Annotated in this window: 17 protein-coding genes; 5 read left to right on the top strand and 12 right to left on the bottom strand. The window is 72.5% G+C overall.

Annotated elements, in window-relative coordinates:
- Positions 1–121: 121 nt before the first annotated feature.
- A complete protein-coding gene (locus tag C8250_RS33790) occupies positions 122–733 on the bottom strand; it encodes a hypothetical protein (RefSeq protein ID WP_138358282.1) in 612 nt (203 codons plus the stop codon).
- Between the two features lie 100 nt (positions 734–833).
- Complete coding sequence (locus tag C8250_RS33785) at positions 834–2,219, bottom strand: Gfo/Idh/MocA family oxidoreductase (RefSeq protein WP_244809513.1); 1,386 nt, start codon at positions 2,217–2,219, stop codon at positions 834–836.
- Between the two features lie 186 nt (positions 2,220–2,405).
- Between C8250_RS33785 and C8250_RS33780 the strand changes: the two genes are divergently transcribed.
- The 3 genes from C8250_RS33780 to C8250_RS33770 all read left to right on the top strand — a co-directional run bounded on the left by C8250_RS33780 (position 2,406) and on the right by C8250_RS33770 (position 8,279).
- Positions 2,406–4,397, top strand: coding sequence for a DUF2264 domain-containing protein (locus C8250_RS33780; RefSeq protein ID WP_138358280.1), 1,992 nt, complete (start codon positions 2,406–2,408; stop codon positions 4,395–4,397).
- A 271-nt stretch (positions 4,398–4,668) separates the two neighbouring features.
- Positions 4,669–7,677, top strand: coding sequence for a glycoside hydrolase family 2 TIM barrel-domain containing protein (locus C8250_RS33775; RefSeq protein ID WP_138358278.1), 3,009 nt, complete (start codon positions 4,669–4,671; stop codon positions 7,675–7,677).
- A complete protein-coding gene (locus tag C8250_RS33770) occupies positions 7,674–8,279 on the top strand; it encodes a GNAT family N-acetyltransferase (RefSeq protein ID WP_138358276.1) in 606 nt (201 codons plus the stop codon). The genes C8250_RS33775 and C8250_RS33770 overlap by 4 nt, the downstream gene beginning before the upstream one ends.
- Here the strand turns inward: C8250_RS33770 and C8250_RS33765 are convergent.
- The 4 genes from C8250_RS33765 to C8250_RS33750 form a co-directional block, all read right to left on the bottom strand.
- A complete protein-coding gene (locus tag C8250_RS33765) occupies positions 8,255–9,502 on the bottom strand; it encodes an MBL fold metallo-hydrolase (RefSeq protein ID WP_138358274.1) in 1,248 nt (415 codons plus the stop codon). The two genes, C8250_RS33770 and C8250_RS33765, sit on opposite strands and share 25 nt — an antisense overlap.
- 54 nt (positions 9,503–9,556) lie before the next feature.
- Positions 9,557–10,051 carry a nuclear transport factor 2 family protein gene (locus C8250_RS33760; protein ID WP_138358272.1) on the bottom strand — a complete coding sequence of 165 codons (495 nt, stop codon included), beginning with the start codon at positions 10,049–10,051 and terminating at the stop codon, positions 9,557–9,559.
- 67 nt (positions 10,052–10,118) lie between these two features.
- On the bottom strand, positions 10,119–10,904 hold the full coding sequence (locus C8250_RS33755; protein ID WP_138358270.1) for a YafY family protein: 786 nt from the start codon (positions 10,902–10,904) through the stop codon (positions 10,119–10,121).
- Positions 10,905–10,929: 25 nt separating this feature from the next.
- Complete coding sequence (locus C8250_RS33750) at positions 10,930–11,787, bottom strand: GNAT family N-acetyltransferase (protein WP_138358268.1); 858 nt, start codon at positions 11,785–11,787, stop codon at positions 10,930–10,932.
- 283 nt (positions 11,788–12,070) lie between these two features.
- On the opposite strand from C8250_RS33750, the gene C8250_RS43880 reads away from it, so the two are divergent.
- The gene (locus C8250_RS43880; RefSeq protein ID WP_269287685.1) at positions 12,071–12,670 is read left to right on the top strand and encodes a HEAT repeat domain-containing protein; all 600 of its coding nucleotides are present in this window, start codon (positions 12,071–12,073) and stop codon (positions 12,668–12,670) included.
- Positions 12,671–12,685: 15 nt separating this feature from the next.
- On the opposite strand, the gene C8250_RS33740 is transcribed toward C8250_RS43880, so the two are convergent.
- Together C8250_RS33740 and C8250_RS33735 are read right to left on the bottom strand one after the other, a co-directional pair.
- On the bottom strand, positions 12,686–14,707 hold the full coding sequence (locus tag C8250_RS33740) for a M3 family metallopeptidase (RefSeq protein ID WP_138358264.1): 2,022 nt from the start codon (positions 14,705–14,707) through the stop codon (positions 12,686–12,688).
- Between the two features lie 155 nt (positions 14,708–14,862).
- Positions 14,863–15,111, bottom strand: coding sequence for a DUF5302 domain-containing protein (locus C8250_RS33735; RefSeq protein ID WP_138358262.1), 249 nt, complete (start codon positions 15,109–15,111; stop codon positions 14,863–14,865).
- A gap of 114 nt (positions 15,112–15,225) precedes the next feature.
- Between C8250_RS33735 and C8250_RS33730 the strand changes: the two genes are divergently transcribed.
- Positions 15,226–16,263, top strand: a complete 1,038-nt coding sequence (locus tag C8250_RS33730) for a saccharopine dehydrogenase NADP-binding domain-containing protein (protein ID WP_138358260.1) — start codon at positions 15,226–15,228, stop codon at positions 16,261–16,263.
- A gap of 9 nt (positions 16,264–16,272) precedes the next feature.
- On the opposite strand, the gene C8250_RS33725 is transcribed toward C8250_RS33730, so the two are convergent.
- The 4 genes from C8250_RS33725 to C8250_RS33710 all read right to left on the bottom strand — a co-directional run bounded on the left by C8250_RS33725 (position 16,273) and on the right by C8250_RS33710 (position 18,659).
- The gene (locus C8250_RS33725) at positions 16,273–16,533 is read right to left on the bottom strand and encodes a DUF6126 family protein (protein ID WP_138358258.1); all 261 of its coding nucleotides are present in this window, start codon (positions 16,531–16,533) and stop codon (positions 16,273–16,275) included.
- Positions 16,530–17,156, bottom strand: coding sequence for an XRE family transcriptional regulator (locus tag C8250_RS33720; RefSeq protein ID WP_138358256.1), 627 nt, complete (start codon positions 17,154–17,156; stop codon positions 16,530–16,532). Before C8250_RS33720 ends, C8250_RS33725 begins: the two co-directional genes overlap by 4 nt.
- An 81-nt stretch (positions 17,157–17,237) precedes the next feature.
- The gene (locus C8250_RS33715; RefSeq protein ID WP_138358254.1) at positions 17,238–18,260 is read right to left on the bottom strand and encodes a DUF6745 domain-containing protein; all 1,023 of its coding nucleotides are present in this window, start codon (positions 18,258–18,260) and stop codon (positions 17,238–17,240) included.
- Between the two features lie 72 nt (positions 18,261–18,332).
- Complete coding sequence (locus C8250_RS33710) at positions 18,333–18,659, bottom strand: hypothetical protein (RefSeq protein WP_138358252.1); 327 nt, start codon at positions 18,657–18,659, stop codon at positions 18,333–18,335.
- Between the last annotated feature and the right edge of the window lie 160 nt (positions 18,660–18,819).

Below are 18,819 nucleotides of genomic sequence, written 5' to 3'. Positions count from 1 at the left end.
AGCAATGACGAGGACGACGGCGGACTACTGATGCCCGGCACCATCACCTGCACCAACACCTGCCCGGCCCTCCCACCGTGGATGCGGGGGCGGTGACGATGACGGTGGCGGAGACACCTGCTCAGGGTGTTTCCCGTGGGGCCGGGACCGGCGTACCTCCCGGCTCCGTCAGCACCTTCGGATCGGGTGCGCCAGGCGGAGCGGGCGCGACCGGCGGCTCCGGGGCGGGCGGGCGGACGTCGTCGCCGGTCTGCGGGCCGGCCGGGTCCGCGGGCCGGGCTCGCGTGCGGTTCGCGCGGCGGACGGCGTCGTCGGCGCTGTTCTGGGCGCCGAGCGAGCCGAAGTAGAAGCCTGCGACGGTGGCGAGCACCGTCATCAGCGACGTGACGATGGTCTTGCGCAGGTCGCCGGAGTCGCCGCCCGAGGAGAGCATCGCGACCGCCAGGGCGAAGCTGACGAGGGCGAGGATCAGTACGGCGATGATGCTGCGGGTCAGACCGCGCACCCCGCGCGGTTCGCGCAGGTCGCGCAGCAGTTCACGGACGTCGCTGCTCGTGGCCGCCTGGCCGATCAGCTCGTCGGTGAGCTGCTGGCGCCACGCGGTGGCCCGGCGGACGTCGATGATCAGGGGCAGCACCGCGATCACGGCGATGATGATGACGACCACCGCGATGAGAACGAAGGCCCATGGCCCCTTGAGGCCCGGAATCGGTTCGGCGGCAACAAATCCCACGCCCGTAAGTCCGTTCATCCGCATACCCGTTGCCCCTATACCCACCGTGACCGATCCAGTACCCCTGGTTCCCGGTGGGGGATGATCCCAGCGGCCGACATCAATCGTCAAGCACCGCATGGGAGTTGGTGCTCGGGGGCTGGCCTGGACCGGGCCGGTATGGACGGGACTGGTGCGCGGCGAAGTACGCGGCCAGGGCGGCGTCGAGCGGCGGGACGGTGCGCGGGGTGCCGCCGTCGCGGAGCGAGGCGGTGGCCTGGGCTCCGGCGGCGACCGCCATACGGGCCGCGACGGGTGCGGTGTCGGTGGGTCCGCCGTCGCGCGCGAAGCGCAGGAATTCGTCGATGAGGAGCGGGTCGGCGCCGCCGTGGAAGGCGTCGTCCTGGAGATCCGGGACGGGGTGGACGGCGTCGGCCTCCGGGCGGTGCCCGGAGCGGCGCGCGTTCCAGACCTTGACCACCGCTCCGGGCCCGTCGCCGAAGTTCTCCAGACGGCCGGCATCGCCGATGACGGTGTAGTTGCGCCAGTAGTCGGGGGTGAAGTGGCACTGCTGGTAGGCGGCGAGGACGCCGTTGTCGAGGCGCAGATTGACGAGCGAGACGTCCTCGACGTCGATCACGGGGTTGAGATCCCGCTGGGAGCGCGGCGGCCAGTTGTCGTCGTCGAGCCAGCCGGCGGCCTTGGGCTCGCCAGGGGCGCGGCGGTCGGCGTCCGGCGCGCCGTAGACCATGAGGTCGCCGAGCGCCTGGACCTGGCGGGTGTACCCGCCGGCGAGCCAGTGCAGGACGTCGAGGTCGTGCGCGGCCTTCTGCAGCAGCAGACCGGTGGTGTACCGGCGCTCGGCGTGCCAGTCCTTGAAGTAGAAGTCGCCGCCGTGACCGACGAAGTGCCGTACCCAGACGGTCTTGACCTCGCCGATGTCCCCGCGGGTGATGAGGTCGCGCATGAGCCGGACGACGGGCATGTGCCGCATGTTGTGGCCGACATAGAGACGGGTGCCGGTCTCGTACGCCGTGCGCAGGATCGCGTCGCAGCGCTCGACGGTGATGTCCAGCGGCTTCTCGACGAGGACGGGCTTGCCGGCGCGCAGCGCCTCGCAGGCGAGGTCGGCGTGGGTGTGGTCGGGCGTGAGGACGAGGACCGCGTCGATGTCGGCGGAGCCGAGGATCGCACGGTAGTCGTCGGTCACGGCCGCGCCCGGGAAGCGGGTTGCCGCCTCGGCGCGGACGGCGGGGTCGAGGTCGGCGACGGCGATGACGCGCGCTCCCGCCCCGGGCCGGTGCGCGGTTTCGGCGAGGCTGCCGCGCAGGCCCAGTCCGATGACGCCGATGCGGAGGTCGTCGTCCGGCCGCTGGGGCAGCGCAGGAGCGTTTGCGGGGAACGGGGCGCCGGCGCCCGGGGCGTTTGCAGGATGCATGGCGGGAGCCGGGGCGTTCGCGGGATGCGCGCCGCAGGCCGGACCGCCCGGCGGCTGGGAACTGGTCATGGGCGGTCCCTTCGGAAGGCGCCCCGCGCGAGCCGGGCAGGAACGGGAGCGACGGGAGGAGCGAGAACGGAAGGACAGACGAAGGACAGACCCACTTTCCGACCGCGATCCGCAGTCGGTGAATAGGGTTGGCCTCAACCTAGTAACCGCTTACTATCTCGGTCAACACCTCACCTCGGAGCTGATGTGACCTTGCCCCCGTTCCTCACGCTGCCCCCCACCGACCGCGTGCGTTCACCTCGCACCGGCTGGACCCGCGCGCACTGGGAGGCGGTGGCGGACCGGATGCTCGACGGGCTGGTGCCGTACGCCTCCCCCGGCTTCGCGCAGTACCGGCTGCCCGGCCGCAACAGCTGGTCGGGGGTGGTGTCCGACGGGCTGGAGGGCTATGCGCGCTCCTTCCTGCTGGCCGCGTTCCGGATCGCGGGGGCCGGCGGGGAGGTGGATACGCGGCTCATCGAGCGGTACGCCGCCGGGCTCACGGCCGGTACCGATCCGGACAGCGGTGAGACCTGGCCCGCGCTGACCGACTGCTCGCAGCAGATGGTCGAGGCGGCGTCGGTGGCGATCGCGCTGCACGAGACGCGCCCGTGGATATGGGACCGGCTCGACGAACGGGTCCAGGCGCGGGTCGTCGACTGGTTCTCCGGTTTCGTCGGGCGCCGCACCCACGACAACAACTGGCGGCTCTTCCAGGTGGTGTCCGAGCAGTTCCTGGCTTCCGTCGGCGCGCCGTTCAGCCAGTCCGACATCGACGGCGGGCTGGACCGTATCGAGGACTGGTACGTCGGCGACGGCTGGTACAGCGACGGGGACGGCCGCAACTTCGACTACTACATCGGCTGGGCGATGCATCTGTACCCACTGCTGTGGGCGCGGATCGCGGGTGAACCGGACGGCGGGCGCGCCAAGGTCTACAAGGAACGGCTGTCCCAGTTCCTGGCGACCTACCCGCACTTCTTCAGCGGCGACGGCGCCCCGGTCCACCAGGGACGTTCGCTGACGTACCGATTCGCCTCCGTCGCCCCGGTGTGGATGGGGGCGCTCACCGACGCGACCCCGCTGGAGCCGGGGGTGACGCGGCGGCTCGCCTCCGGGGTGCTGCGGCACTTCGTGGAGCGCGGGGTGCCCGACGAGCGCGGGCTGCTGTCGCTCGGCTGGCACGAGCCGTTCCTTCCCAGCACGCAGGGGTACTCGGGCCCCGGGTCCCCGTACTGGGCGAGCAAGGGCTTCCTAGGACTGCTGCTGCCCGCCGACCACCCCGTGTGGACCGAGCGGGAGCTCGCGCTCCCGGTCGAGGAGGCCGACCAGTACACGGCGCTGCCCGCACCCGGCTGGCTGCTGCACGGCACGAAGCACGACGGGATCGTCCGGCTGGTCAACCACGGCAGCGACCACTACGGCTTCGAACCGTCCGGCGGCGCGGACGACCCGCACTACGCCCAGCTCGGCTACACCACGCACACCGCGCCGAACGCCGCCCCGCACGCCTGGCGGCACCGTGTCGACAGCCACCTCGCGCTGGTCTCCCCCGACGGCACGCCCTCCCACCGGGGACGGATCCACCCGCTGACGGCGGCGGGCCGGACCGCGTCCTCCTGGCACACCGTCACTTTCCCGGCGGGCGACGGCGCCCCGGCCGACGGCGGGTCCGGAACCGGGTCCGGAACCGGTTCTGCCGCCCACGATCCCGGAACGGACCCGGGTACCGCGGAGTACCGGATCGAGACGACGAGCGTTCTGCACGGGCCGTGGGAAGTGCGCGTGCACCGCGTCGAAGCCCCGGCCGGGGTGACGGTCCGGGAGGGCGGTTACGCGGTCGCGGGGACCGAGCCGCCACGGGGCGAGAGCGGCCGGGGGTGGGCGTGTGCCCGTACCGCGGACGGCCTCTCCAGCGCGCTGGTCGGTCTGTACGGCTGGGACGAGGACGGCGACGGGTCCGCCGCGGTGCACCGTGAGGTGGAGGCGAACGCGTTCGGCCCGCACTCGGCCGCCCCGTGCCTGAGCTCCCGACCGCACCCCGGCGGGAGCAGCGTCCACGTCACCCTCGTCGCGCTGTCGGGCGACACGGTCCATCCGCGGGCGCTGCGCGAAGCGGTCGCCGTGACCGTCCTCGAGGGTGACGGCGGCGACGGCGTACGTGTCTCGTTCCCCGACGGAACGGCGCTCACGGTCTGACCCGCCATCCACCCCACCCCGTCCATCCCACCCCGTCCGGCTCGGCCGCCCGGCCCGCCGATTTCACCATCGGGTTCCGCTGCCGCCGACCGAGGGGGCAGGCTGGCCCTGTGCCCTCGGTTCGGCGGTCGGCGGTCGGCGGTCGGCGGTCGGCGGTCGGCGGGGGCCATGCCGGTCGGCGCGGGGGTCCATGCCCCGGGTCGTGCATGTCCGTTGTCATTGATGTCGATAATGTCGAAGTCCGGTGTCGTCCAGGTGAGGAGCAACTCCCATGCACGAGGCGCTGCGTCCCGCGGCTGTCCCCTACTACGAGGACCCCTCCCCCGGCAGCGGCGCGTTGCCGCCGCGGGCCTGGTGGAGTACGTCGGACGCGCGGTACGTGAGTCTGAACGGGGCGTGGCGGTTCCGGCTGTCGGGGACCGCCGACGCGCACGGTGACGACTTCGCCCGGCCGGAGTTCGACGCCACCCGCTGGGATCTGCTGCCGGTGCCCGCGCACTGGCCGCTGCAGGGACAGGGTTCGCCCGCGTACACGAACGTGGTGTACCCGTTCCCCGTCGATCCGCCGCGGGTTCCGACCGAGAACCCGACGGGCGACCACCGACGCTCCTTCGATCTGCCGGACGACTGGCCGGGCGGGGCGGCGCTGCTGCGCTTCGACGGTGTGGAGTCGTGCGCGCGGGTGTGGCTCAACGGTGCGGAGCTGGGCACGTTCAAGGGCAGCCGGCTGCCGGTGGAGTTCGAGGTCGGGGAGCTGCTGCGACCGCGCGGGAACGTACTGGCGGTGCGCGTCCACCAGTGGTCGTCCGGCAGTTATCTGGAGGACCAGGACATGTGGTGGCTCCCGGGGATCTTCCGGGAGGTGACGCTGATCGAGCGGCCGGAGGGATCGGTCGCGGACTTCTTCGTGCATGCCGACTACGACCACACCACCGGCACCGGAACGCTGCGCGTCGACTGCGAGCCCGGCGGCAGCGTCAGCGTCCCGGAGCTCGGCCTGGATCTGGCGACCGGGGAGAACGCGACCGTGCCCGTCGAGCCGTGGTCCGCCGAGATACCGCGCCTGTACGACGCCGAACTGGCCACGGAGGGCGAGCGGATCCCGCTCAGGATCGGCTTCCGGACGGTGGCCGTCGAGGACGGGGTGTTCAAGGTCAACGGCCGCCGGATCCTCCTGCGGGGCGTCAACCGGCACGAGTTCCACCCCGACCACGGCCGGGTGCTGGATCTGGAGACGATGCGGCAGGACCTGGTGCTGATGAAGCGGCACAACATCAACGCCGTCCGCACCAGCCACTACCCGCCGCATCCGGCTTTTCTGGACCTCTGCGACGAGTTGGGGATGTGGATCGTCGACGAGTGCGATCTGGAGACCCACGGCTTCGAAGTGATCGGCTGGCGCGGCAATCCGGTCGACGACGAGCGCTGGACGCCCGCGCTGCTGGACCGGGCCGCGCGCATGGTCGAGCGCGACAAGAACCATCCGTCCGTCGTGATGTGGTCGCTGGGCAACGAGTGCGGGACCGGTCGCGGTCTGTCGGCGATGGCGTCGTGGATCCGCGACCGCGATCCGGACCGTCCGATCCACTACGAGGGCGATCCGTCCTGCGCGGACACCGATGTGTACTCACGGATGTACGCCGACCACGCCGAAGTCGAACTCATCGGGCGCCGCACCGAACTCCCCCTTCCTGATGCCCAGTTGGATGCGAAGCGCCGCGCCCTGCCGTTCCTTCTGTGCGAGTACGCGCACGCCATGGGCAACGGTCCCGGCGGGCTGAGCGAGTACCAGCGGCTCTTCGAGGCGCACGAGCGCTGCCAGGGCGGATTCGTCTGGGAGTGGATCGACCACGGGCTGCGGCAGCGCACCCGCTCCGGTGTGGAGTTCTTCGCCTACGGCGGCGACTTCGGCGAGGAACTGCACGACGGCAACTTCGTCTGCGACGGGCTGGTGTTCCCCGACCGCACTCCCTCTCCCGGTCTGATCGAGTACAAGAAGGTCATCGAGCCGGTCAGGATCGACGGGGACGGCGCGGCCGGCATCGTCCGGATCACCAACGGGTACGACTTCGCCGATCTGTCGTCGCTGTCCTTCCGGTGGACGTACGAGGTGGAGGGCGAGGCAGTCGACTCCGGTGATCTGGAGGTCCCGGTGCTCGCACCCGGCGCGACTGCGGAGCTGAAGCTGCCCCGGGCACCCGGCGGCGGGTCCGGCTCACCGGCAGGTGAAGGTGAAGCCTGGTGGACGGTGCGGGCGGCGCTGGCCGACGACACCGGCTGGGCACCGGCCGGGCACGAGGTGGCCTGGGGCCAGTTCGCCGCAGCGGCACCCGCGGCCCCCACAACCCCGACCACCGAGGTCCCGACCACCGAGGCCCCGACCTCAGCGGCCCCGGCCGAAGCCGCCCATAGAGAAGCCGCACGCATCAAGGCGCCGCGCCGTGCCGAGGGCGGCGTCGTGCTGCTCGGGCCCGGCACGTTCGACGCCGTCACCGGCGCGCTCAAGTACCTGGAGCACTTCCAGATCGCCGGAGCGCCGCGGCTGGACGTGTGGCGTGCACCGACCGACAACGACGCGGGTTCCGGCCGGCACCCCGACATCCAGCTGGACCGGCGGTGGCGGGAGGCGGGCCTGCACCGGATGCGACACCGGCTCGACGGGGTCACCATCGGCGCCGACGCACTGACCGTCACCACCCGGGTCGCACCGGCGGCCGGGGACCTGGGCCTGCGCACCGTCTTCACCTGGACCGCGACAGACGATCGGCTGCGGCTCACCGTGGACGTCACCCCGGAGGGCGAGTGGACCGTCCCGCTGCCGCGGATCGGGCTGCGCCTGGGCGTCTGCGGCAGCCTCAACGGCGTCGAATGGTTCGGCGGCGGTCCCGGCGAGGCATATCCCGACACCCGGGCCGCGTCCCGGATCGGGCGGTACACGAGCACCGTCGACGCGCTGCAGACGCCCTACGTCAGGCCGCAGGAGAACGGCGCGCGGGCCGATGTCCGCTGGGCGCGGCTGCGCCGCGAGGACGGGCAGGGGCTGCTGATCACCGGCGACCCGGACTTCTGGTTCACCGCGCGGCGCTGGACCGGGGAGCAGCTCGACACGGCCGAGCACACCTACGACCTCACGCCGTCCGAGACGATCTGGCTCAATCTGGACCATGGGCAGCAAGGCATCGGCAGCGGGTCCTGCGGGCCCGGGGCCCTGCCGCAGTACTGGCTCACCGCTGCCCCGGTGACCTTCTCCTTCACGTTCGGCGCCCTGGAGACCACATGATCCGGCCCTACCGCCCCACGGACCTGCCCGCGCTCTACGACATCTGCGTACGCACCGGCCAGGAGGGCGAGGACGCCCGGCCGTACTATCCCGACCACGATCTGCTGGGGACGATCTTCGCGGCCCCGTACGCGCGGCTGGAGCCGGAGCTGACCTTCGTGGTCGACGACGGGCAGGGCAGCGCGGTCGGCTACATCCTGGGGACGGCCGACACCGCCGCCTTCGTGAAACGGTTCCGCAGCGAATGGCTGCCGGAGGTGGCGGACCGCTACCCGGAGCTCACCGGTCCGGTGCCGGCCACCCCGCACGGAACGATGGTCGACCTGCTGCACCGGCCGGAGCGGATGCTCGTGCCGGAGCTGGCGCCGTATCCGGCACATCTGCACATCGATCTGCTCCCCGGCCACCAGGGGGCGGGCCACGGGCGGGCGCTGATGGAGACGTTCCTCGGAGCGCTGGCCGCGGCGGGCGTCGGGTCGGTCCATCTGGGGATGGCCACGGCGAACGTCCGGGCCCGGTACTTCTACGACCGCATGGGCTTCCATGAGATCGCGGTACCGGACCCGGGGCCGCTCACCTACCTGGGACGCGCCACCTCGTAGTCCTCGGCACCGTCGGCACCGCCCGTGTCGTCAGCACCATTGGTCGCGGTGTCCGAGGCCTCGGATACGGCATCCGAGGCGTCCGGTGCCGCGTCGGCGGCCGGAGTCGCGTACTGCGGCCAGCCGCCCGCCGGCGGTACGGCGACCGAGCGCCACCACCAGTCGTCCGGGAGGTCGGCCGAGGGCTCGAACGGCGCGCCGGGACGCGGGGTGGCGATCTTCGCACCCAGCTCCCTGGCCGCCGCGAGCGTGCCCTCGGCGGGGTCGGCCCACGGGTGCGGGGCGAGGTTGAACGTGCCCCAGTGGATGGGCAGCATCGCTCCGTGGGGCGTGCCGCCGGACAGGTCCACGTGCGCCTGCATGCCTTCCGCGGGCGTCATGTGGATGTCGGGCCAGAACTCGCTGTAGGCGCCGATCTGGATCATCGTCGCGTCGAACGGGCCGTGCTGCGCGCCGATCTCGGCGAAGCCGGGGAAGTACCCCGTGTCGCCGCTGTGATAGATCCGGTGGTCACCGCTCGCCACCACCCAGGACGCCCACAGGGTCTGCTGGCGGCCGCGCAGGCCGCGGCCGCAGAAGTGCCGGGCCGGGGTCGCGGTCAGGGTCAGACCGTCCACCTCGGTCGACTCGTTCCAGTCCAGTTCGTGCAGCCGCTTGGGGTCGATGCCCCAGTGCTCCAGGTGGGCGCCGACGCCGAGCGGAACGGCGAAGACGGTGTCCGTGCCGACCAGCGCCTGGATGGTGGGCATGTCGAGGTGGTCGTAGTGGTCGTGCGAGATGACCACCACGTCCACCGTGCCGAGCGACTTCAACGGGACCGGCACCGGGTGCACCCGCTTGGGCCCGGCGAAGGCGAACGGCGAGCAGCGGTCACCCCACACCGGGTCGAAGAGCACACGGCGGCCGTCGATCTCCGCCAGCACCGTCGAGTGGCCCATCCAGGTCAGCCGCAGCCCCGACGCCGGCGGCGCCGCAAGGTCGGCGAGCGTCGTCGGATGGACCGGCACGGGGGCGGCGGGCCTGCGCAGCGCCCGCGCCTCCTTGCGCATGTTGCCGGGCAGCGCCTTGAGCAGACCCCCGCTGGGCGTGGAGCGGGCACCCACCGGGTTCTGGAAGACGCCGTCGGCGTAGTTGGGTGACGCGAGGATCCGCTCCAGTCGCGCGCCGACCGGATCGGCGCCGAAAGCAGCAGGTCGCAGTGCGGTGAGGCGGGAACCGGTCACGGCACCTCCAGCAGGTGGGCGGTCAGTCGATGTCACCCTGCCAATTCTGCCTTGTCAGGCGTCCGTCCCGAAGCGGCGGCTCCCGCTCACCGACCACACATCGGTGATCAGGCCGTCGGAAACGGCCAGAGTGTCGATGCCGCTCACCGTGATCTCACCCGCGCCGTCCGGATCGGGACGGGTGGCGCTCCAGCGGCAGCAGACCTGGCCCGCCGGACCGCCGCCGGCCGTGGCGGTGAGGTCCACGAGCGGAACGCCGTGCATGCGGTAGACCAAGCCTGGCTTGGCCTCGCGGTGGGCGACGACGAACGGGACGAGTCCTCCGGGGCCGCGCAGGGCGTCGGTGTCCGCCTGCGGAATGGCGTTGCCGAAGTGGATACGGAAACCGGGGGTGAGGATGCGGTCGGCGATGGCGAGGTCGCCGTTCCACACGTCCGTCCAGTCCTCGAAGAGTCCGGTGCCGAGCTGACGGAAATCGGTGCCGGTGGTGTCGATGGTTCCATTGGTGCCGGCGGTCTCAGTGGTGCTGGTGTGCAGGTCGACGGTCATGTCCGTGCCTTCCTTCTCGGTGTGATCACCATCTTCGAAGGGGCCGGCGACACCATCCTGTCGGTGTTTACGACGTGCGTCTACGACGTGCGTTGACGAGGTTGCGCTGACGAAGTGCCGCCGGACTGGACTTGCCGGGAAGAGCGTCGACCAGGTCCGCGAAGCCCTCGAGACCGATCAGCTCCCAGCCCAGCGCATCCAGCTCGGTGCGGTCGATCCGGCGCGGCGGCGCCGTCTCGTCCAGCGCCCGCACCGCCTGGATCCGGTCCATCCGGAACCCGCGCACCGCCTCACGCAGCCGGCACCAGGCGATGAGGTACCACTGCTCGCCGCCGAGGAACCCGAGCGGCTCCACCAGCCGCTCGCTGGCCACGCCCTCCCGGTCCTCGTACGCGAGCCGCAGCACGCGGCGGCTGGCGAGCGCGTCCTGCAGGACGCGCGGAACGGTGGCGCGCCGTTCGTCCCGGGCCAGTACGTGCACGCGGTCGGCGAACTCGCCGGTCGCGGCGCGCTCCCGGGCGGGCATGACGGCCAGCACCTTCTGCAGCGCGCTGCGCGCGGCTCCGGCGAAGGGCGTGCCGTCCAGCGCGTGCAGACCCACCGCGAGGGCGGTCGCCTCCGCCGGGGTGATGGTCAGCGGCGGGAGCGTCTGCTCCTTGTCCAGGACGTATCCGCCGGTGCGGCCCGGTTCCGCGTAGATCGGCACGCCGGACTGCTGCAGCGCGCTCAGGTCGCGTTCGATGGTGCGGCTGCTCACCTCGAAGCGCTCCGCGAGCCACCGGGCGCTGCGCGGGCGGGGTGCGACCGCGCGCAACTCCTCGACCAGGGCGTACAGCCGGTCGGTCCGGTTCACAGCGTGCCGCCTCGGCTCGGAGGTGTCATTCCACCACCGGACCGTAGGTCAGCGCGACATGGTCCTGCACCGGCAGGTAGCCGAGCCGCCGGTAGAGCGCGTTGCTGGTGGGGTTGGCGAGGTCGGTGAAGAGCAGCACCTCGTCCACTCCCGCGTCGCGAGCTGCCCCGCTGACCGCGGCGGTCACCCCGGCCGCGTAGCCGCGGCCCCGGTGCCCCGGCGGGGTGTAGACGGCGACGACGCGGACCATCCCCGCGAGCGGACGGGTGATTCCGGCCATCGCCACGGGAGCGCCGTCGACCTCCCACACCGTGACGCCGCCATGGCTGAGGCGGTCGTCGACGAACGTGTCGGCGTTCAGGCCCTGCTCCTCGATCTCGGCGGCGAAGGCCTCGTACCACTCCGCCAACAGCTCCCGGTCGCCCGTACCCGCGGTTCTGGCGCGGCCGGCCGGGGCGGGTTCCGGCGGTGCCAGCTCTCCGAGCCGGAACAGCCGCAGGTTCTTGTCGAGTTCGGCCGCCGCTCCGGTACGGGACCGCCAGGCATCGGCGAAGGCCACGGCCGTGTCCCGTTCCCCCCGGATGCCGGTCAGCGCGCGCCCCATCCCGTCCCACACGCCCGCCAGTTCCGCGAGGGCCTGCGGCGGCGCCTCGGTCAGGAGCGGCGGCATCGGCGAGGTCTGCAGGAAGGCGGCGGCGACGGTCCCGCCGGCGTCCTGCCACCAGCCGAACAGCGGCGGGGTCTCCCCGTACGCGTCGAGGCCGCGGTGCCGCAGCCCTTCGGCGACGGTGATCAGTACGGTGTTCTCGACCGCGCGTGCCCGCAGGAAGCCGCTCGCGGCCGTCAGGAACGCGTCGAGATCGTGTGTCGTGTGCCAGCTCATGCCGCATCCTGCCCCGCGTGCCACCTCCCCCGCACCCCGTTTTCATTGCGCCGCGCGGTGGCAGATCTTCCGCCACGACTATCAAACGTGCAGGTCAAGGGCGTTCACACCGGCCGATTGGTGGCGCAACACAACGGCAGCACCACTTCGACCCGACCCTCGGTATGGTCCCTGGGAACGCGGCGCACCGACGCCACGGCCACCGAACCGCAGACCCCAGACCGCAAACCGGACCAGCCCGCAAACCTCAGACCGGAGAGCCCGATGCCCGCCGAGCGCACCCGTGAGCACACCGCACCGGTGGCCGCCGCGCGCCGCCGCCGGCTACGGGCGGACCAACGTTGCGCTGTTCGGCGGCACGCTGGACGACCCGGACATCGAGGTGCGGATCGAGACCGTCCGCGCCCTGCTGTCGGTCGACGCCGTCGACGTCCTGGCGCGCGCCGCCGCCGATCCCTCCCGCGAGGTGCGGGTCGCGGTGGCCAAGGGCCCGGGGACGGCCGACGGGCCGCTGCCCACGCTGAAGGGGCTGATCCAGGACGGGGATCCGCTGGTACGGGCCGCCGCCCTGGAGGCGCTGGCGGGGGCGTGCTGCCCGCCGCCGCTGGACTCGGCGGCGGCGGCCGCCCTCGATGACCCGGCCTGGCAGGTCCGCCGGGGCGCCGCCGCCGCGCTGGGCGCCGCGGATCCCGCGCTCGCGCTGCCCGCCCTGCTGGCCGCCGTCCGCGACCCGCACGCCGACGTCCGCAAGGCCGTCGTCCTGGCGCTGCTCCCGCACGGCGGCGGCCCGGGACCTGTCCTTGCGGCCCTGGCCGCCGCCGCGGACGACACCGACGCCGACGTACGCGCCTACGCCCGGCGGGCGACGGGAGCGGCCGTCTGACGGCGACCGCGGGCCCTAGGCGGGCAGCAGCCCCCGGCGCACCAGCAGCGGCTCGATCTTCGGGTCGCGGCCGCGGAAGTTGCGGTAGGTGGTGAGGGAGTCCACGCTGCCGCCCTTGGAGAGCAGTTCCCGCCGGAAGGCGTCACCGTTCGCCCGGCGCATGCCGCCGTTCTCCTCGAACCAGTCGACGGTGTCCGCGTCCAGGACCTCGCTCCAGATGTAGGAGTAGTAGCCCGCGCTGTAGCCGTTCGAGAAGACGTGGGAGAAGTACGTCGACCGGTAGCGCGGCGGGATCGCGGGGACGGCGATCCCGGCCACCTTGAGCGCCTCGGCCTCGAACGCCTGGGCGTCGCCCGGGTCGCTGCCGGCCGCGATCGTGTGCCAGGCCCAGTCGAGCAGCGCGGCGCCCAAGTACTCGACGGTCCTGAAGCCCTGGCCGAACGCGTCGGCCTCCGCCATCCGCTCGATGAGCTCGGCCGGCAGCGGCTCGCCGGTCTCGTGGTGCTTGGCGTAGTTGGCGAGCACCTCGGGCCGCAGCGCCCACATCTCGTTGACCTGGGACGGGTACTCGACGAAGTCCCTGGGGACCGCGGTCCCGGCGAAGAACGGGTACTGGACGTCGGAGAACAGCCCGTGCAGCGCGTGCCCGAACTCGTGGAAGAGCGTGTTGACCTCGGCGAAGGTCAGGAGCGCCGGCTCACCGGGGGCGGGCTTGGCGATGTTGAGGTTGTTCACCACGACCGGGCGGGTGCCGAACAGTCCCGACTGGCCGACCAGCGCGTTCATCCAGGCCCCGCCGCGCTTGGAACCGCGCGCGAAGAGGTCGGCGAGGTAGAGGCCCAGCGGCGTCCCGTCCTCCTCGGACACCTCGAAGACCCGGACGTCGGGGTGGTAGCCGACGAGGTCGGTGCGCTCGGTGAATCGCAGCCCGTAGACCTGCGAGGCGGCGAAGAACACCCCGTCGTGCAGGACCCGGTCGGCCTCGAAGTAGGGGCGCATGACGGCGGCGTCGAAGGCGTACCGCTCCTTGCGCACCTGCTGTGAGCGGTAAGCCCAGTCCCAGGCCTGGATGGGGCCGGTGTCGCTCACCGCGGCCAGTGCGGCGGCCTCCCGCTCGGCCATGGCGACGGCCGGCGGGACGAGCCGGTGCAACATGCCGGTGACGGCGTCGGTGGTCAGCGCCGTCTGGTCGGCGACGACGTACGCGGCGTGGCTGTCGTACCCGAGCAGCGCGGCCCGTTCGGCGCGGAGCGTCGCCATGCGGACGGCGAGCTTGCCGTTGCCCTTGGCGCCGCGGCCCAGCGAGCGCTCCAGGAGCCGCTCGCGGACCTCGCGGTTGTCGAGGGAGGCGAGCTCCGTCTGGTTGGAGAAGTTCTTCAGGCTGATGACGTACTTGCCGTCGTGCCCGCGGGCCCGGCCGTTCTCGGCGGCGGTCGAGATGGCGTCCTCCGACAGCCCGGCGAGCTCCTCCGGGCCGTCCAGCACCAGGGCCGCGTCGCGGGTGTCGTCGAAGACGTTCTGCTGGAAGGAGGTGGCGGCGGTGGCGAGTTCGGCGTTCAGCTCACGCAGCCGCTGCTGGTCCTCGGGGGAGAGCTGGGCGCCGGCCCGCAGGAAGGTGGTGTGATACCGCTCCAGCAGCCGCAACGACTCCGCGTCCAGACCGAGTTCGGCGCGGTCGTCGTGGAGCGACGCGACGCGGGCGAACAGTCCGGCGTCCAGGTGGATCGCATCGCTGTGCGCGGCGAGCCGCGGGTTGAGCTGCGCTTCCAGTTCCTGCACGGCCGGGTTGGTGTCGGCCGAGGACTGGTTGAAGAACACGTTTCTGACGCGCCGCAGCAGGGCCCCGGATCGCTCCAGCGCCACGATGGTGTTCTCGAAGGTGGGCGGCTCCTGGCTGCCCGCCACCGCCGCGACCTCTTCCAGCTGCTCCGCGAGACCTCGCTCGAACGCCGGGAGATAGTGCTCGTCGCGGATCTCGGCGAACGGCGGCAGCTCGTACGGAAGCGGGCTCGGGCTGAAGAATGGATTCGTCGTCACCCGCCCGACCCTACGCCGCCCGCCTGCTTCCCCCGGAGGACGAGGGGGATCGTCCGGACATCCCTGTCAGGCACATCCCCGACGGCCGCGGGGCAGGCTCGGGAAGCCGAGCCCGCCCTGCGGCCGTGGGCAAGGAGGGGTACGGGTCGTACGGATCAGCCACCGCTCTTGCGGCGGAACTCGCGCTGTCCGCCGGCTCGCCCGTGGGCACCGTGGATCTTCGAGCTGTCCGGTCCGCCGCCGGCGGCAGCGGCGCTCTGGTTGCCTCCGCGCTTCCGCTCCAGGGCTTCACGGAACTTGCGCTTGACCTCGTCCTCGGCCGGCTCGGCCGCGGCGGACGCGTCCGCAGCGCCGGGCACCTCGGTCGCCTCGGTCGCCTCTTGGTCTGATGCCTCGGCAGTCATGGGGGCCTCCTGGTTTCGTTCGGTTACGGGCCAAGCCTCGCATGCCCGGCCACGTACGACACACTGCAATACCGGCGGCGGGACGCCGGACCGCTCTCAGGAAGGACGTGTTCCATGACCTGGATGCTGTACGGCGCCACCGGATATACCGGACGCCTGATCGCCCGGCGGGCCGCGGCCCGTGGTGAACGGGTGGTACTGGCCGGCCGCAGCATCGCCAAGGTAGCGCCGCTGGCGGCGGAACTCGGTCTCGAGCACCGCATTTTCGGCCTTTCCGATCCGGTCGCGCTGCGGCGGGCGCTGGAGGGCGTCGAGTCGGTCGCCCACTGCGCGGGGCCGTTCTCGGCGACGGCGCTGCCGATGGCGCTCGCCTGCATCGAGACCGGCACGCACTATCTGGACATCACCGGCGAGATCGATGTCTTCGAGCAGCTGCACGCCCTTGACGGGCAGGCCCGCGCCGCCCAGGTCGTCCTGCTGCCGGGCGCCGGCTTCGACGTCGTGCCGACCGACTGCCTGGCCGCCACCGTCGCCGCGGCCCTGCCCGCCGCGAACCGTCTCGACCTGGCGATCCTGGTCGGCGGGACCGCCAGCCCGGGCACCGCCAGGACCGCGATCGAGGGGCTGCCCGACGGTGGGCGGGCCCGTATCGACGGCACGATCAGCGCGGTGCCGATGGGCTGGCGCCGGACCAGGGCGGCGTTCCCCTCGGGACCGCGGATGGTCACCTCCATCCCCTGGGGTGACGTCAGTACCGCCTTCCACTCGACGGCCATCCCCAACATCACCACCTACATGCCGCTGCCGCCCGGTGCCGCGGCCTTCAGCAAGGTGATGCGGCTGCGACCGGCGCGGATCCTGGCCCACGCCGCCGTCGGCGCGCTGGTGCGCGGACCCAGCGCGAAAGCGCTGGCCGGAACGCGTTCCGAGGCGTGGGCGCGGGCGAGCGACCCGGAGGGGCGCAGCGCGCAGGCGACGGTGACGATGCCGAACAGCTACGAGCTGACCGTCGAGTCGGTGCTGCGGATCATGCCCCGGCTCGCCGGTCTGCCGCACGGGTCGCAGACGCCGTCCCGGGCCCTCGGCGCCGGTTTCATCACCGAGTTCAGCGGCGTCACGCTCACGGAGTCGGGAGCCAAGCGCGGCTGGTGACGGTGCGGCTCAGTTGCCGTGCGCGCCGAGTACGAACAGCAGCCAGACGAATCCGGCCAGCAGGTGGGCGACGACGACGTAGACCAGAACGCGCAGGACCACGGCCCGTTCCTTGCGCCGCTCGCTGCCCTCGCTGGTACGCAGCTCCGGGGCGAGCGGTTCGTGGCGCGGGCGGCCGGTGGCGGTGTTGGTGACGGCGGCACGGACCGGGGTGGTGCCGGTGCCGTCAGTGCCGCTGGGGGTGGCTTCGGTGGGGGCGGTGTCGTTCATTTCGGGGTATCCGCTCTCTTCGGGTCCTGCGTGTCCTGCGGGGTGACGCACAGGCCGGCCGCCTCGCTCTGCATGAGGGTGTGCAGGAAGAGCAGGTCGACCCCTTCGGGGGAGGCGGCGGCGAGGCGGTGCGGCACCAGCGAGTCGAAGTGCGCCGCGTCGCCGGTGTCCAGCAGATGGGTGTTCTCCCCGAGGGTGAGCCGCAGCCGGCCGCCGGTGACGTAGAGCCACTCCTCACCGGGGTGCACGCGGACCAGCCGGTCCTGCGCCTCGGGCGGTACATGGACCCGCAGCGCCTGCATGGCCCGGCCGGTGCCGCCGGCCCGCCAGTACGTCCAGCCTCCGGCGGGCACCGGTGCCATGCTGTCGCCGCGTACGATGGGGAACGGTTCGGCGGTCGTCTCCCCCAGCAGGTCCGAGACGGTCGTGCCGTACAGCCGGGCCAGCCCGAGCAGTACGGGAAGCGACGGCTGCCGGAGCCCGGATTCCATCCGCGACAGATGCGCGGCGGAGAGTTCGAGCCGCCGGGCGGCGGCCTCCAGGGTGAGGCCGGTACGGCGGCGCTGTTCCTTCAGCCGGGGGGCGAGGACCAGCGTCTCCGCGGACGCGATATCGGTGTCCATGCCCTTGATGGAACAGCATCCCTTGCCTCTCGGGCAAATGTTTTGTCTGAGAGGCAAATCACCCGGCCTCTCCTCACCCGCTCAGGTCTGCCGCTCGGGCAGATAGCTGTCCGCGTCCAGCCCGAAGGTCCAGGCGACGCCCTCCCGGGCGGTCCTGGTCCGCGGCGGGACGCGCAGCCAGTACGTCCGGTGGGTGCCGTCCGGCTCCGGGGTGGAATTGACCACCTCGACCATCACCACCGCCTCGTCGTCGTCCAGCTCGATGCGCCACAGGATCCCGGTCTCGTCCCGGGCCACCGGCTTGGCACCTGACTCCGCGAGGTAGCGGTCGTAGCCGTAGTACTCCAGCATCACGCGGCGCAGCTCCGCGTTCTCCTCGGTCCGTATCCGGGCCGGGGTGAGGTCCGCGAGGCCGGCGAGGAACGCGGCAGGCACCGGCATACCGCGCCAGGCGTGCAGGGCGAAGCCGTCGGGGAAGGCGAGCGCGGGCCCGTCGCCCCGGTCCAGCCGGCCCGCCTCGTCCCGGTGCAGTTCCACCGGCCGCTCCGCTATCACCACGACCCGCTCGTACGGCCACCACCAGCCGGCGGCGCGGGCCACCGCCGAGACGCCTTCGAGCGTCCCGGCCTCCTCGTCGAAGGCGGCCAGCCACGCCGCGTCCTGCTGGCCGAGCACCGCGTCCAGCAGCACCAGGCGGACGGCGGCCGCGTCCGCGGGCTCCTCGCTGAGCGCCTCCACCACACCCACGCGGATCCGGTCGGCGAGCGAAGCCGTCGAGTCCCACAGCTGGCCGCCCGTCAGTGCCCACCGCTCGGCCCAGCCCGCGGGTCCGAGCGCCGCATGCCGGCGCTGCCGCTCCGCCGCCCATGGGCGGGTGCGCACCGCGTCCCGCACGCAGCGCCCCGTTCCGTCCTCAGCCACCAGCCGCATCGCGGTCGCGGCGGCCTCCAGCGGCGAGCCGGTCCACACCACGCGCTCCGGTGCCGGGAGTCCGGCCTGCCAGTACGCGAGCTGTATCCCCGCCTCCGCCGCGGCGCGGTCCGCCGCCCCGGTCTCCGCCGCGATCGCCCGCCACCGCGCCGCCGTCTCCAGTGCCGTCGTCATTCCGTCCGTCCCCGCCCCTCGTCCTCGGTCACTTGAACTCCCCCCGCCGGTCGCGCGGCACCGCCGCGCACCTCAGTCCGCCACGACGCGCACGGCGCCGGGCGCGTACTCGCGCTGCCGCACCACCCGGAACCAGCCCTTGGGCAGCGCTATGGCCGCGTGCTCCTCGTGCACCACCCGCCCGCCGTCCGGGAGATGGAGGAACGCGTCACCGAACGGACCGGGCTCGCGGACCAGGGTGCCGGGCCCGACGACCGCGTGCGCGTGACCGGTCACCTCGCCCAGCGCGAGCACCAGCCGTCCCCGTCCGTCCCGTGGCTGGCGCGCCAACGCCTCGACTCCGCGCGGCGGTTCCCCCGCCTCCAACGGCATGATCAACACGTCCCCCTGCCGGTACACAGCACGCTCCCCTCCGCCGTCCGCACCCTGCGGCCGCCGATGTCCAGAAGCTACGTGGCCGGTCTGACAACGCCCGCCGTCCGCGTTGTCAGTGCGGCTTGGTAGAACTTTGCCCAGATCAGTCGTCAGGCCAGTCCCGCCCGTGTCAGGAGACCAGCGT

The organism is Streptomyces sp. So13.3, from assembly GCF_005860785.2.
In the GTDB taxonomy this organism is placed as follows: Bacteria; Actinomycetota; Actinomycetes; order Streptomycetales; family Streptomycetaceae; genus Actinacidiphila; species Actinacidiphila fildesensis.
This window is presented reverse-complemented; position numbering and strand designations above follow the sequence as displayed.

What these genes read in the sequence shown, in the direction of transcription:
- C8250_RS33785 (WP_244809513.1), bottom strand. Translation starts at nt 2,219, where the DNA reads ATGACCAGTTCCCAGCCGCCGGGCGGTCCGGCCTGCGGCGCGCATCCC.
- C8250_RS33775 (WP_138358278.1), top strand. Translation starts at nt 4,669, where the DNA reads ATGCACGAGGCGCTGCGTCCCGCGGCTGTCCCCTACTACGAGGACCCC.
- C8250_RS33770 (WP_138358276.1), top strand. Translation starts at nt 7,674, where the DNA reads ATGATCCGGCCCTACCGCCCCACGGACCTGCCCGCGCTCTACGACATC.
- C8250_RS33760 (WP_138358272.1), bottom strand. Translation starts at nt 10,051, where the DNA reads ATGACCGTCGACCTGCACACCAGCACCACTGAGACCGCCGGCACCAAT.
- C8250_RS33750 (WP_138358268.1), bottom strand. Translation starts at nt 11,787, where the DNA reads ATGAGCTGGCACACGACACACGATCTCGACGCGTTCCTGACGGCCGCG.
- C8250_RS33735 (WP_138358262.1), bottom strand. Translation starts at nt 15,111, where the DNA reads ATGACTGCCGAGGCATCAGACCAAGAGGCGACCGAGGCGACCGAGGTG.
- C8250_RS33730 (WP_138358260.1), top strand. Translation starts at nt 15,226, where the DNA reads ATGACCTGGATGCTGTACGGCGCCACCGGATATACCGGACGCCTGATC.
- C8250_RS33725 (WP_138358258.1), bottom strand. Translation starts at nt 16,533, where the DNA reads ATGAACGACACCGCCCCCACCGAAGCCACCCCCAGCGGCACTGACGGC.
- C8250_RS33720 (WP_138358256.1), bottom strand. Translation starts at nt 17,156, where the DNA reads ATGGACACCGATATCGCGTCCGCGGAGACGCTGGTCCTCGCCCCCCGG.
- C8250_RS33715 (WP_138358254.1), bottom strand. Translation starts at nt 18,260, where the DNA reads ATGACGACGGCACTGGAGACGGCGGCGCGGTGGCGGGCGATCGCGGCG.